Origin of the sequence: Pseudomonas abieticivorans (assembly GCF_023509015.1) — a bacterium.
Lineage (GTDB): Bacteria > Pseudomonadota > Gammaproteobacteria > Pseudomonadales > Pseudomonadaceae > Aquipseudomonas > Aquipseudomonas abieticivorans.
On the sequence record NZ_CP094975.1, the window covers coordinates 358,681 to 373,398 of the forward strand.

General features: G+C 55.8%; 11 protein-coding genes and 1 pseudogene. 5 read left to right on the forward strand and 7 right to left on the reverse strand.

From position 1 onward, the window contains the following. The first annotated feature begins 14 nt into the window (after positions 1 to 14). On the forward strand, positions 15 to 893 hold the full coding sequence (locus L9B60_RS01580) for a substrate-binding domain-containing protein (protein WP_249675490.1): 879 nt from the start codon (positions 15 to 17) through the stop codon (positions 891 to 893). A 189-nt stretch (positions 894 to 1,082) separates the two neighbouring features. Further along, complete coding sequence (locus L9B60_RS01585; protein ID WP_249675493.1) at positions 1,083 to 2,630, forward strand: phosphoenolpyruvate carboxykinase; 1,548 nt, start codon at positions 1,083 to 1,085, stop codon at positions 2,628 to 2,630. 25 nt (positions 2,631 to 2,655) lie between these two features. Here L9B60_RS01585 and L9B60_RS01590 read toward each other — a convergent pair whose 3' ends face one another. Both L9B60_RS01590 and L9B60_RS01595 read right to left on the reverse strand, forming a co-directional pair. Continuing rightward, positions 2,656 to 3,807: a lactonase family protein gene (locus L9B60_RS01590; RefSeq protein WP_249675496.1), complete on the reverse strand. Its 1,152-nt coding sequence runs from the start codon at positions 3,805 to 3,807 to the stop codon at positions 2,656 to 2,658. A 60-nt stretch (positions 3,808 to 3,867) separates the two neighbouring features. Further along, on the reverse strand, positions 3,868 to 5,175 hold the full coding sequence (locus L9B60_RS01595; protein WP_249675498.1) for an MFS transporter: 1,308 nt from the start codon (positions 5,173 to 5,175) through the stop codon (positions 3,868 to 3,870). Between the two features lie 275 nt (positions 5,176 to 5,450). On the opposite strand from L9B60_RS01595, the gene L9B60_RS01600 reads away from it, so the two are divergent. Further along, positions 5,451 to 6,389 (forward strand): helix-turn-helix domain-containing protein, encoded by a 939-nt coding sequence (locus tag L9B60_RS01600; RefSeq protein WP_249675500.1) that lies wholly within the window; start codon positions 5,451 to 5,453, stop codon positions 6,387 to 6,389. Between the two features lie 423 nt (positions 6,390 to 6,812). Further along, entirely contained in the window at positions 6,813 to 7,802 is a 990-nt protein-coding gene (locus tag L9B60_RS01605) for a hypothetical protein (RefSeq protein WP_249675502.1), read from the forward strand. Positions 7,803 to 8,189: 387 nt separating this feature from the next. Here the strand turns inward: L9B60_RS01605 and L9B60_RS01610 are convergent, their stop codons facing one another. From L9B60_RS01610 to L9B60_RS01620, 3 genes are all read right to left on the reverse strand, one after another. Next, entirely contained in the window at positions 8,190 to 10,106 is a 1,917-nt protein-coding gene (locus tag L9B60_RS01610) for a TolB-like translocation protein (RefSeq protein ID WP_249675505.1), read from the reverse strand. A 146-nt stretch (positions 10,107 to 10,252) separates the two neighbouring features. Further along, a complete protein-coding gene (locus L9B60_RS01615) occupies positions 10,253 to 11,239 on the reverse strand; it encodes a DODA-type extradiol aromatic ring-opening family dioxygenase (protein ID WP_249675507.1) in 987 nt (328 codons plus the stop codon). 66 nt (positions 11,240 to 11,305) lie between these two features. Then, positions 11,306 to 12,538, reverse strand: a complete 1,233-nt coding sequence (locus L9B60_RS01620; protein WP_249675509.1) for an MFS transporter — start codon at positions 12,536 to 12,538, stop codon at positions 11,306 to 11,308. Between the two features lie 631 nt (positions 12,539 to 13,169). Between L9B60_RS01620 and L9B60_RS01625 the strand changes: the two are divergent. After that, positions 13,170 to 13,547: pseudogene (locus L9B60_RS01625) on the forward strand (site-specific integrase); the annotation flags it as partial. A gap of 4 nt (positions 13,548 to 13,551) precedes the next feature. Here the strand turns inward: L9B60_RS01625 and L9B60_RS30535 are convergent. Beyond that, entirely contained in the window at positions 13,552 to 13,785 is a 234-nt protein-coding gene (locus L9B60_RS30535; protein ID WP_349631960.1) for a MarR family winged helix-turn-helix transcriptional regulator, read from the reverse strand. Positions 13,786 to 13,788: 3 nt separating this feature from the next. Continuing rightward, positions 13,789 to 14,709 (reverse strand): LysR family transcriptional regulator, encoded by a 921-nt coding sequence (locus L9B60_RS01630; protein WP_249675510.1) that lies wholly within the window; start codon positions 14,707 to 14,709, stop codon positions 13,789 to 13,791. Positions 14,710 to 14,718: the final 9 nt, after the last annotated feature.

Below are 14,718 nucleotides of genomic sequence, written 5' to 3' on the forward strand. Positions count from 1 at the left end.
CCAAGGAGATTCCCATGGCGCTGACCCTGCGCACAAACCTGGCTGATTATCCGGTTACCAAGGCGATGAAGGATGGACGCGTGAAGTCCGACCTCGTCACGCTCGACTACTGCGGCCCTACCCCGGCGCACAACGGCTTCAAGGCCATGGTGCGCGAGAACAAGTTCGATGCCGGTGAACTGGCCATCGTTACGTTCCTGCAGGCCAAGGCCTACGGCAAACCTTACGTGCTGTTACCTGCGCCGATTTCGGGGCGCTTCCAGCACCACTGTGCCGGATTCAACATCGACTTCGGGCACCTTGACCCAAAGCACATCGAAGGCAAGCGAGTGGGCGTGCGCACCTATTCGCAGACTACCGCGTTGTGGATTCGCGGCGTGTTGCGCCATGAGTACGGCGTCAACCTGGACAAGGTCACCTGGATGACGCTCGGCGACGGCCACCTGGCTGAATACCATGACCCGGCAAACTGCGTCCGCCTGCCTGCAGGTTCCAGCATCCCGCAGATGATGCTTGATGGTGAGCTTGATGCAGCCCTGCTGGGCGAAGACATGCCCAAAGATTTACGCGTACGCACGCTGGTGCCCGATGCGCATAACGCCGCCAAGTCCTGGTACGAACGCGAAGGCTTTGTGCCAATCAACCATATGTTCGCTATTCATCAGGAGGTCTCCAAGCAACACCCCGAGGCCGTGAAAGAGATCTACCGGATGATTGCCGAGAGCCGCACGCTCACTGAAGGCGGTGTTCCTGCGGTATTCCCGCCGCTAGGTCTTGAGGCCAACCGCAAGGGGCTGCAGACCGCGATCGACTGGGCACTCGACCAGAAGATCATTCCGCGTGCCATGTCGGTTGACGAACTGTTCGACGACGTGACCGGCAGCTTGGGCTAAACGCTGCCGAGCCAACCATAAAACGATAGACCCAAGCGTAGTGCCGGATGACTGCGCCCCCCACGCACCTCGGTTGAGAGCACGCGGGGGCGCGGTCATCCGGCATGCCTTTTAAACGGGTTGTGCTGGGTCTTTCCACTACGTGACTGCGACAGCTCGACACATTGGCGCCATGCCAAGGGAACCGAAATGACCGTAACAACTGAACGTGCTGTACACATCAATCCGAGCCGCGCTCGACTGATTGAAAAAGCGATTGAGCGTGGTGAAGGCCAGCTAGCCGACTCCGGTGCCCTGGTCGTGACCACGGGCGAGCGCACCGGGCGTTCGCCCCAGGACCGTTTCATCGTCAAAGAGCCTGGCACAAGCGATGAAATCGATTGGGGCAAGGTCAACCGTCCTTTTGATGCGGACCGGTTTGATGCGCTCTGGGAGCGCGTCGAGGGCTATCTGGCCGGTTGCGAGCGGTTTGTCTCGATGGTCCACGTGGGCGCCGATCAGAACCATTACCTGCCGGTCATCATGACCACACAGACTGCCTGGCAGAATCTCTTTGGACAAAACCTGTTCATTCACCCTGAGGTCTATAACCCCAAGGACAAGGACGTGTGGCAGATCCTCAACGTTGCGGGTTTCCAATGCGATCCTGAGCGGGACGGTACCAGGAGCGAAGGTTGTGTAATCCTCAACTTTGCCAAGCGTAAAGTGCTGATCGCCGGCATGCAGTACGCCGGCGAAATGAAGAAAGCGATGTTCTCGGTGCAGAACTTCCTGCTGCCGCACAATGAAGTGCTGCCCATGCATTGCTCCGCCAACGTGGGTGACGATGGCAGCACCACACTGTTCTTTGGTTTGTCCGGCACCGGTAAGACTACGCTGTCCGCAGACCCTGAACGCTACCTGATCGGTGACGACGAGCACGGCTGGGGCAAGGATGTGGTGTTCAACCTGGAAGGAGGGTGCTACGCAAAGACCATTGACCTGAGCCAGAAGAACGAACCGATCATTTGGGATGCGATACGTTTCGGGGCCCTCGTCGAGAACGTCGTCTTGAGTGAAACCCGAACAGCCGATTACACCGATACCAGCCTGACGGAAAATGGCCGGTGCGCTTACCCGCTGGAGCACGTCGAAAAACGTACCAAGGACAACCAGGCTGGCGAACCGCAGGCGATCATCTTCCTGACCTGCGACCTGTCCGGTGTGCTGCCGCCAGTATCGATCCTGAGTAAGGACGCGGCGGCGTACCACTACCTGTCTGGTTACACGGCGCTGGTTGGTTCTACCGAAATGGGTTCAGGCAGCGGTATCAAGTCGACCTTCTCCACCTGTTTTGGCGCAGCGTTCTTGCCGCGTCCAGCGCGTGAGTACGCCGACCTGCTGGTCAAACGCATTGAGGAATTCGGCTCGCAGGTCTACCTGGTCAACACTGGCTGGACCGGCGGCGCCTATGGCACTGGCGAGCGCTTCAGCATTCCGACGACGCGCCGAATCATCGCCGCGATTCAGAGTGGTGCCCTCGCACAGGTTGAGACTGAACATCTGCCGGGCCTTAACCTGTCGGTTCCCAGGGCGGTTCCGGGCGTTGAGACCCGGCTGCTCAACCCGCGCAATACCTGGGCGGACAAAGAGGCATTTGACGCCACAGCGAGGAATCTGGCTGGACAGTTCATCAATAATTTCACCCAGTTCAGCGGAGTTGATGAACGTATCATTGCGGCGGGGCCGAGCCTATAGGAAGGGGGCCGCGCCGACACGCTGACTAGTGTTTGTCCGAGTTCACAAAATGGGCAAATACTGGTTCCGGGATAATCGCCTGAAAACCGCTCGGCGCGAGCTTGCCTGATTGATTGTCGATCTTGAAAGAGGTCACATTATCGGATTTCAGGTTGGCAACGACCAACCAATGACCGGCAGGAGCAATAGACAATTGCCACGGATAGTTACCACCCGAGCTGATACGCTGGATCGGTTCAAGACAGGAACCCTGATCGATGCGATAAACCACCAGCGTATCCGTACTTCGATCGGCGACGTACAGGAATTTCTCATTGGGACCAATTTTCATCGACGACGCGCTTTTCGGTCCAGTAAACCCAGAGGGGAACGTATCAACTGAGGCGCCATAACTTAGCGTTTTCGTCTCTGGATTCCACGTCACGCAACGTACCTGCGCTGAGAGCTCAGATAGCAGGAACCCGTGCTGTCCATCCTTTTGAAATTCGATGCCTCTCGGCCCCGTGCCCGGTGCCATTTGAACAAATGGCGTTGAGCCTTTGCTTAACTGTTTATACTTGCCCTTCAACTGGTAGATAAAAACCCTGTCCGCCCCAAGGTCGGGCACCAGCACGTCGTGGCTGTTTTTAACTAACGTGATGCTGTGAGCATGAGCCTGTGTCTGCCTGGGCGTTGGCCCCTTGCCGAAATCCGCGAGCACCGAACTCACTGGCTGAATCTTGCCGTCGGCTGAAAGGGGTAAAACCGCAACCTGCCCGCCCCCATAATTGGCTACAACAAGGCTGTTCTGGAATTTATTGTAGACCATGTTGGTAGGGCCACTTCCGCCCGACTCGACGCGATTGAGTTCCGTTAACACACCGGACCTTTGATCCATACTGAACGCTACAACCTGGCCATTTGAATCGCCGTTGTTGCCAACTTCACTGACGCTGTACAGGTGATGACCGCCAGGATCTTGAACAAACCAGGTGGGCCGAACCACGCTTGCCGCTTTTCGTATGTTTGAGAAACTGCCATTTTCAAGATTGAAGACAGCGTTATAAATGTAATCTCCATGAGTGCCGAAGTAGACCCATGCTTCGCTATTACTTTTAGGTTCTACAAAAGCCAAAGCATCACAGGACGCGACAAAAAGTAAGCCGAGCATCATGTTTCTTAGAATATCCATACCCATGAAATCTGTCTCCTACTGGCAATTATAATTCTAATTTGATAGAAAAAGCGTGAGGCGACCCTATGCTTGGCTACGGCTTAAGGCTGTGCTGCTGATAGGTAATGTTGCTTCGTCGGCCCCATTGATTTTCGGCGCCCACCTGCGTCTCATCAAAACAATCGTGCTGGCTGCGCCTAGAAACAGAAAAATGAAAATCGCAATCATCGGCAGCGTATAACTGTGACCGATATGCAACAGCCAGCCCGACAGGCTGGCGGACACGCCGCCCGCGAGGCTCGTCGCAACTTGTTGAAGTCCGGTGTTCAAGCCGGTGGCCTGCTTGGGGATCAGCGTCAGCTTCACCAGCGCGAGGTTATTTGTGGTGACCAGCCCTACCAACGTCAAGGAAAGCACGTTCCACATCAGTGCCATCGATACGGTCGACGCATAAGCGCCGAACAGCGTTGTCATGCCACCGCTGAAGCCCACTACCATGAAGGACTTGCGCACCATGACCGCGTCGTATCCGCGCATGATCAACCTGTCAGCCGCCCACCCGCTCAATCCAGCCGCGATCGCGACGCCACAAAAGCTCAGTGCGGTATAAAAGCCCGCTTGCTTTAACGACAAACCACGTTGTTCGACGAGGTAGGCAGGCATCCATGTCATGCAGAAGAAGACAAAATAGGCGTAACAGAAGTTCGTGATCAACCCGCCCCACACCACCGGGCTCACGAGCAGATTGCGCAGTGGCACCGTTGCCGCATATTGCTTTCTTTTGACTAACTCAGTGCCATCTGGAAAGTCGTTCCGAACCATTAAGGACCAGGGTATCAGCCACACCAGACCGGCCAGGCCTATCACGATAAACATGACTTTCCAGGATGTGCCAGCGATAAGCCAGGCGGACAAGGGCGCACCCAGTGCCGGCCCCATCTTGCCGCCAATCGCATAGATGGCCAACGCAGAACCTTTCTGCGTTTCCTCGAAGCGGTTTGCTATGTATCGATAGGTCGCCGGGACCACGACTGCTTCGGCTGCACCAATGATGACGCGCACTACCAGCAGTGCGCAGAGCGAATCCACAAGGCCGGTGGTGGCTGCCGCCATGCACCAGAGAAAAAAGCATATTGCGTACGGCCATTTGACGCCATAGCGATCAACCAGCCATCCCATGGGTAGTTGTAAAATGCCGTACGCCCAAAAGACAGATGAACCCAACCAGCCTCTTTCGACCTGCGTTAGCGTAAATTCCCCGATGAATTGAGGGTCCGCTATCGCGGCCGACATGCTTGATCGGTCTGTCCACGCAATCATCAATCCGAGCGCGAGCAGAACGACTACGCCCCACCGGTTTTCCTGGCGTACCACTTTGCGGATGATATCCACCACTTCCTCTCAGACCTGTTTTTTAATTGTTGTTAGTCAAGGCTTCCCGTTACATCCTCGAGATACGGCTGCATGGAGGCTCGGTGAAAATCATCAACCTGGTTGGGTGTGCGGTCCAGTGAGTTTTGCGTACCCGTTGTTAACCGAACGGTAAACAGCAACGCTCATCTGCAGTGCTATTGCCGCTTTCGAGCGACTAACGCCATCCGACCGGTGAGACAGGGTTTACGTTATGCGCAAGGCTGTGTAGGTTGATCTTCGCCAAGGAGACTTTCATGACGCACAGTTCGAAAACAAAATATCGACGCGAGTCAGACACCAGAGTCATGCTTACAACGGTACCGCAGGTCCGCTTATATGTGGAGCGCCGCGAGGAAGAAGAGAAATGGTTTGTCAACATCGGCCACGTCACCGAGCGGGGACGCTGGCGAACCGAACCTCACGCGCATCCGGGGTACGGCCAGATTATCTTCGTTCGCAGCGGCCACGGTGTAATGAACCTGGAAGGTTCGAGCGTCCCATTCCAGGGGCCGTGTGTGCTGCTGCTGCCAACAGAGTGTGTCCATGGACTCGATTATGAAAACGACGTGGACAGATGGGTCGTGACAATTGAGGTGTCCTATCTGACCCAGCTCTACGCCCGCCTCCATGAGTTCATCCAGTTGTGGTCCCTGCCCCGGATGATTACGTTGCCGTCAACGGCCGACACGGCAACTGAATTCTTGTTCCTTATCACGCAACTGGCGCAGGAACTGGAGTCCAAGGCGTTCGGCCATGTGGTGGGAGCGGAAGCCCTGTTGACCCAGCTCTTTCTGATGCTGGTTCGGCGAACCCGCCTGGATCAGCCTGACGATGGCGGCGCCTCTAGCAACGAGATCCGTCTGGCAGAACGCTATCGTGAACTCATTGATCAGCATTACTGGCAAAACCTGCCATTGCCGGACTTCGCGTCGATGATGGGCGTGTCTGTGGTGCAGTTGCGCGCGGCTTGCGTGGCCGCCACAGGGCAAAGCCCGACTAAGCTGATTCACGCGCGCATCATTACCGAGGCGAAACGGAATCTGATTTTTGGCGAAATGCCCATCGAACAGATTGCCTTTGGGTTGGGCTTTTCAGATGCCGCGTACTTCACACGCTTTTTTCGTCGGGAGGTAGGTGAGGCGCCTAGCCAGTTCCGGGCGACTACTCGAGAACAGTCGCAACGGACAAAATAAGTCGCGACGCGAGGGAGCGTCTTCGTTTTCTTTTTAAGTATTAGTCGCGAAGCCGCCCTTTCATCACCCTCAACACAGTCTCGCATCCCGTTCACGCTCCGTGGGTGAATCCATCTGCGGCTGCGAACGACATCCATCTCGCAACGTCCCGCAAAAAATGCCAGCGAATCTCACTTTTGTGTAAAGGCAGACGCCTGGGCACCCAATAGTATTCCCTCCAAGCACCGTAAAAGAACTATCCAGTGCTGGTTTCATCAGCTAGTTGCCCTCGGCATGACCGAATCCAGGGTCGAAAACGACCACGCCTGGCCGATGAAAATAAGTTCAATTTCGATGGAGACAGAAGAGCAAATTCAAACAAGGCACACAACGAAAAGCTAGCACGTGTTCAATAAAAATAACAAAATCTATACGGATGGAAACATGAAAAAAAGTTCTAAAAACTTGCCCAGGTTGATTCTCGGCATGGCGACCTTCTGTTGTTTTAGCGAGTTTGGTTTTGCTGAAGAAATTATTGATGCGCCCACAACTTCCGCTTCGCCACAGACTCAATCAACCCAACAGACTCCAGAACACCCCAATGCGCCTCACGCTTTCCCGGATCTTGCGAAGGTAGACGAGCAGGTTGGTCAGCCACCCGTGTCGTGGAACGACACATTTATCGGCTATCGCGTAGGCAACAACTTTCACTTCCCGGGTGTTCCCGACAAGATCAAGCAGGATATTGGTTACCTCACAACGACCGGCGGCTTCAAGTATGGTAGCTACGCGTTCAACGTCGACTACCGCGTGTCGGACTCGGCTAACCCGGAAGTCGGCGGGCCGAATAGCGGGGGGGCTCAGGAAGTGTATAGCGTAGGTCGTGTCACTGCGAGTGCCAGCAAGATTTTTGGCAAGCAGATCGGTATGGGTGTGATTCGCGACGTCGGCCTGACCGGTGGTTATGAGTTTGGCACTAAAAACGATGCCTACGCCCAGCGAGCCCGTATGCTCGTCTGGGGTGCGACAGTCGAGTTTGCACTGCCACGTGGATTCTGGAACCTGACTGCGGGTGTGCGGACCGAAAGCAACCATAACGGTATTGTCGGCGTGGACGTGGATTACGACACCGCCTGGCACATCGAGAGTTCGTGGCTCTATCCGTTCCGCGTAGGCCCGGTGCCGTTGATATTCCGTGGTTTTTTGAGCAGCACAGGCCCTAAAGGCAAAGATGGTTTTGGCGTTCAAACGACGACCGAATACCTCACGCGCGCTTCGTTGTTGGCAGACGTCGGCTCATTCGCCGGTCATCCGCGGACGATCTATGCGGGCGTTGGTTATGAGTACTGGAAGAACATGTTCGGCACGCCGAGTGATGAAGCGGTAAACACAAAGACGTCGACTCCGATGTTACAGGTTGAAGTCCATTTTTAATCGATTGCTGCAGTGACCCAGCCTACTGGCGACCCTTAAGTGGGTCGCCAGTAGTCGTTTTAAAAATAGCACTTTGGTGTTGTGTTGTTCGGCTTGAATACTTGTTCGGCTGTAGCGCTCTACGATTTCGCGAATTTGGTTTTCGCGCTATCCCATTCGTTCACTTTGTCGCCGACTGCACTCATGCGAACCGGCGCGTTCGGCCTGATCTATCCCACATCGTCTCTGCCAAGTATCAGGCTTTGGCAATTCTGGCTCACCTTCTACTTACCCACTTGGCCATCCCAGCCAAGCGAGTTGCGCTCACGAGCAACCCGCCATGCCTGGCGTAAAAAAAAACGCCGTGCATTCGCACGGCGCTTTTATTACCTCTCACCAAAAACCGGCTTACTGATTCGGTACGTACAGCGGCATTGAATCTTCCCACAACGTATCGGAAATCCCGTGCTGATCGGAGCCATCAGCGTTCATCACCCAGTTTTGGCCGTCAGGCTGGAACGTGTTGTCGTACAGTGCGAGTTCATCGCGAAAACCAAAGACCCCCGAGCTATAGGCAATACGACCGTCATACAGCCACACAGCGTGGCCCTGGTTCGCACCAGGTGTGGTCAGCCTGGTTACGTCCGTGCCATCGGGTTTGATCGTGTACACGTCGTAATGAAACTGATTGGGATCGGTTGGGTTGATTTCCTTGCGCGTAAAGACAATTTTGCTGCCATCCGGCGACCAGCCCGGCAGGTTGTCCGCTTCGGTCGTCAGCTGCGTCGACTGACGAGTTTCCACATCAAGAATGCGCAGCCCTTGAACCTTCGGGCTCCACACGCGGTATACGATCTTCTTGCCGTCCGGCGAGTAGCTCGGAAAACCCGCATTGATCGAACCATCCGTGAGAATTTCAGGCTTGCCGTCCATGCTGCCGTCGGCCTTGATACGTGCAATGCGGCCAGGCCCCATACCACGCGTGAAGAACCAGTCGCCAATGCCGAACGCCACCCACTCGCGATTCGGCGACCACGTTGGCTGGAACGCGCCTGCCAGGCCCTTCTGGATCATGTCCGCAGCCAAGCCGCTGTTAGCCGGATCGTAAATGCGCTGATAGCCGGTGAAATCCGGATTGATGATGGCAATCGAGGAACCCATCGCTTTTTCTGTGTACACCAACTTCTTGCGGTCCGCCGACAATTGTGGGAACACGTCGATATAACGATAATTCCACGCAGGGTCAAAGCTGAACATCGGCGTGCCATTCGGATGCGCCGGGCGCGCCGTGATCTTTTCGTAGACCACCTTGGTACCGTCAGTAGAATAGTGAGGCGAGCGGATACCCGTATTTACGGTCGAACGGACCGTACCTGCGGTGGTGTAGAGACCTTCCGCATCACCACCCTTCACGTGATAAGCGATGTTGGTGTCCGAGATATATTGCGGGAATACCTTGAGGCCAGCCGTAGACGTCAGCGAGGTCCGCGACAGCGTGGACAGATCAACCGACTCGATCTGCGAGCTGACCTTATTGATCAACTCCGGACGGTGCGCGCCCCAAGTAGATTCGACTGGAGTTTCATAAAACGCGACACGTTTGCCATCGGGCGACCAGGTCGGCGAACCTTCGTCAAAGCCGGGGTTGCTGGCAATCTTCTTCCAGCCCGAGCCATCGGGACGAATGATATAGATACTGCTTTCCTGTGTGCGCTCCCAGCCGACCGGTAGATTGTGACCGCGCCATTGAGATCCGATATCGGAAGACAGTGCGATCCACTTGCCATCCGGAGACCACGTCGGACGGAAGAAGCTGTGCGGCTTGCTCGGATCGAATTTGATATCGCCGGTCACGTTCTTCAACGCGCCGGTCGCGATATTCAACGTCCAGATGTTGGTTGTGCCAAACGAGTCTTTATTGCGGCGCGACGAGACGAAAGCGATGACGTTGGGATCGGTCGGCGAAAAGGCGGCCGCGTCGTCAACGGCAATGTGTTCGGTCAGCTTCTTAAGACCGGTGCCGTCCACTTTCACGCGATACAGATTGGCTTCGCCGAGGCCATCGCGCTCTGATGTAAAGACGATCCACTGACCATCTTTCGAAAATGAAGCGTGGTAATCGAAGCCCGGTGTTTGCAGCAGCTTGTGCTCGTCGCTACCGTCGGCATTCGACACATACAGATCGGAAGTCACCGGGCCCAGACGGTTGACCAGTGCAGTGCCTTGCGTGGCAGTCGCAGCCTGTGCGCTTGCCGAGATGACAATCCAGGTGCCCCAAATGGCTGAATAAGCCATGAGCTTTTTTACAGGCGAGTTCAAATACACAGCCAATGCCTCCGTTATTATGCTTGGTCGAGCGGTGGGTATGACATCCGCTCAACGGCCTCCTGCGTCGCGATCCAGACAACGCGGTGTGTGTTCTTTTCCTTGCTGCGACGTCTTGTGGAGTACCCATTTTTCGTCGCCACGCGTTAGCAGCCGGGCTGCCAGTACATGAAGCCCATGCCCTCGCCCGTTCCCGCCGGCGTTCGCCAGCACGGTACGTAATCAACCAGGGTCATCTGTGCGCCGGTCTCCTGCACGGCCTTCATTACGCTGACGTATAACTTGATTTCCGACGTGCCCGACTGATACGAACGTTCGTCCACCGACGCCAGTCCTTCGTAGTCGTACTCGGACAGCATTTTCATGATGCGATGGTCGAATTCTTCGTCGTTGACGAAGTGCGACAGACCGCCAGAGGCAAAGATGCCCACGCGAACGTTTTCGGGCCAGGCGTTGATAGCGTCGCGCAAAACACGGCCAAATTCGATGCAGCGCGACATTGACGGCTGAGTCGGCGGGTAAAAGCAGTTCATGATGATCGGTACATGCGGCGGTGGGTTGTCTGACATGATCTGGTGGTAGACAAAACTGTAGGCATGCGGCACTACCGGATACTCCGGCGCTGGCTTCATCCACACGTTGGTGGGCCATGCAAACAGATCAGTGAGGTCGAAGTTCTCGTGTTGGAAATACTTGATCAGATACGTCGCCAGCCCCGGGTGACACTGATGGGTGACAGGGTGATCGGGGGCGTAGACCGAACGCTGCGGCGGACCGTTATGCACCTCTTCGCCGCTGTAGATGGCGATCGATGGCGAAAAATCAGTGAAGATTTCCTTCTGGTCCTTGCCAAGGATGATAGCCACGTCGATGTCCGCATCGCGATAAGCCTGCGCCATGACGTCCAGCGCCTTACGGCAGCGAGCGGCGCGCTCGGTACGCTCCTCTATAGTGAGGTATGGCTCAAAAGCCGCGCCGCGATGCGCCTCTAGTTCAGGGTAAGTCCAGGTACGATTGCGGTACCACAGTTCGGGGTTATTGCGATCGCGCTCGCCATTGTGCAACCAGTCCTCTGGCGCCTGTCCAAGCATGCCGCTATGCGGCACAGCCATTCCGAATACAATTTTTGCCATGCAATTAGTACCCCATTTTTGTTCTGGCCAGCTCTGGCCGGTTGGATTCGCCAACGATGCAATGTGCTACGCGTTATGCAACTGCCCAAGTGGCTCGCTGTTTTTGGGTGCCCATTCGGGGCGATACAGGACGATGGTGGCGGCGGCGCCGATCAGCAGAAACGCCAGAATCACTTTCATCGGCAGGTCATAGCTGCCACTGGTCTGCAATAGCCATCCTGAAAGACCGGCCGTCACACCGCCGGCAAGGCTTGTCGCGAGCTGCTGCACGCCAGTCACCAGTCCCACCATCTGCTTGGGGATCAACGTCATGCGCGACAAAACGAGGTTATTGGCCGTCGTCAAGCCCAGGCACGAGAGGGAAAAAGTGTTCCAGAAAAGTGCCATGTTCTGCGTGGGCGCATAAGCTCCGAGCAACACGGTGCCCGCAAGCGTAAAACCGGAGATAACGAAGACCTTGCGTACCCGCACGGCGTTATAGCCCCGTGCAATGATCCGGTCCGCTGCCCAGCCCGCCAGCACCGCAACCACGGCGATGCCGGCGAAGCTGAAGAACGTGTATAGCCCCGACTTGGATATCGACAAGCCCCGTTGCTCGACCAGATAAGCTGGCATCCAAGTCATGCAGTAGAATGCAAAGTAGCCATAGCAGAAGTTGGTAATCAGCCCACCCCATATTACCGGGCTGCTTAGAATGCTGTGCAGGCCAACTGTCCGCGCTCGCCCCGTCACGTTGGACCGTTCGCTCTTGGATGGAAAGTCATTGCTTACGGTCAACAACCACGGGATAAGCCACAACATGCCGACCAATCCCGTGGCGATGAACATCACTTTCCAGGAATAACTCACAATTAACAAAGCCGCTACAGGAGCACCAATGGCCGGGCCTAGCTTGTTGCCCATGGCAAGAAGGCCGGCAGCGAGGCCGAGGCGACTCTCATCAAAATTATTGCGTATCCAGCGGTAACTGGCGGGAACAACGATAGCCTCGGACACACCGATAAGTAACCGCAAGGCGATCAGGCTTTCAAGTGCATGTACGGCGCCCAACAATAGGGTAAAAATGCACCACGATCCGAAGGACACTGCATACGGCCATTTCACGCCATAGCGATCGGCTACCCAGCCCATAGGAACCTGGAACAGGCCGTACGACCAGAAGAAGGCCGAGTTGAGCCAGCCACGATCCAGACTGGTCAATTGAAAGTATTGAACGAACGAGGGATCCGCCAACGCAGAAGAAATACTGGTGCGGTCGACGTAGGAAATAAGGACGCCCAGTGTAAGCAGTGCGAGCACGGACCAACGGTATCTACTTGTCAGGATTTGCATTGTTTTTATTTAACCTGTGAGCAACTGTGTCCACCCCCTGTGCGTTGTAGCACGCCGATCGGAGGCCCCTTGACCCGGCTTATGCAGGGGCGGGATATAACTGCAAAGCCGTCCTCCCGAAGGTCCATTCGCGGTCGTTCTCGACCAACGACTGCAGGGCAGCCTTCGCCGTGGCAAGGACTTCAGGAAGGATTGCGGATGTGGCTGAAAGGTTGGAGTACCATGCCATCCGCTGAGCACCGAATGCTATGTCGACGCCTTCAACGCGAATCGACCCATCGCAAATGGCCACCGTCTGTGGATGCTCGGCGAGCACTATTTTGAGCGGTACTTTTTTACTCAAAATCATATTCTCTTGAATGATTGAAACGCAGGCGCGCCGACACACCACGCCCTAGCTTACCGGGATGGTTTACATTATTTCCCGAATCGATTTGCATGGCCCTACACAAAAGTCACTTTCACCGGTACTTTTTCAAATACTGCGGCGAGTCAAAAGAGTGAGCCCACCCAAGACGCCGCGTACAAACGATCCGGGGTCAACAACTACTTCCTTATACTTGGTAACGCTGAGTGTGACCGCTGACCGAACACTGACCCTGCCGACTACGAAGCGCAAAGAAGCCGCATCCTTTTCCCGGGGGAGCTCTTGGAATAGCACAACCGCTTCCAGCAAATGACCGCCGATTACAACGCCCTCCCCACAGGCCGACAATACGACGCCATTCGGCCGTTAAAGAAGGAAATACAGCTCGCGCTCTGGATCAGCCTGGCCACCTTGTGCCGGATTGGCGAGCTGCTCCAGGCCGAATGAAAAAATGTCGACCTGGACCGGCAGACCTGGTTCCTCCCCAGTGAAAACGTCAAAGGCTCCCGGGGCAAGAAACAGGACCATCATGTCCTTCTCTCCCCCTTCGCCCTGCATTTCTTTGAGGAACTCAAGACCCTGACGGGAGACTCCCAATGGGGCTTTCCGACATTTATGTAATCCGTGGTGATTCAACGGACAGCATCTTTTCCAAAAGACCCTGCAACTGCAGTACTTCCTCTAACGTGAGTACTGAAGTGAACTCATTCATCGCGGCAACCTCCATCGTCGGAAGCACCGACCTCATCGCCTCCCCTTTATGGGTCAGCACCAAGCGAACCTGGCGTCGGTCTTGACCGTCCTGGCTACGAACGATCAAGCCCTTGCACTCAAGGCGATCCAACATTCATCAACGTCGCCCGGCGGGGGTTAGATTGGCCGCCAAGTAAGCGACTAGGGCGCTGACCTTGGGCAGGGCCTCACGGCTCTTGAGCCACATCAGGTTCATGGGTAAGCCCTCAGTGGCGAGTTCAGGCAGCACCTCCACCAGCCTTGCGCTGTTCAGATGCACCTGCGCCAGCCAGGTCGGCAGCTGGGCGATGCCCAGGCCGGCCAGCACCGCCATTACCTCGCCCTCGCCATCGCCCACCGCAATGTGAGGATGCATGATCCTGCGCTCCATGTCCCCTGGCTGGCGGCCCTTGAAGTACCAAGGGATCGCCATGCCGTCGTTCTGGCCATAGCCAATGCACTGATGGTTATCAAGATCCGATACTGTTTTCGGCTCGCCATGACGCTCCACATATTCAGGTGCAGCGCAAAAAATCAGTTTCTGGGTCCCAAAAAACTGGTGCCCAATTGAAGCCGGCCATGCATCCGAGCCGCCAATCCTGACAACGATATCGATGCCTTCATGCACCGGGTCGACGTAGCGATCGGAAAACGACACATGAGGCTGCAGCCGTGTGTGCTGCTTCATGAACTCAATAATCAGCGGCAGCACGTGCATGCGCCCATAAGAAGCGGGCAAATCAATACGCACCCTGCCCTGTGGTTCGGTCTGGGTCGACGTCAGGGCAATCTCGACTTCCTCGAGGTCCGAGAGCACTGTTGTACAGGTACGGTAGAAGGTTTCCCCCGCTTCAGTGAGCGACAACCGGCGCGTGGTTCGCTGGAACAGGCGGGTGCCCAAGCGCCCTTCAAGGCGCGCAATACTCTTGCTGATGGCGGAGTTGGTCAGGTTCAAGCGTTCAGCCGCGGCCGTGAAGCTCCCCAGGTCGGCGACGATGACGAAAACATCGATACCCTTCAGGCGCTCAGATGAAAACATAGGCACTCC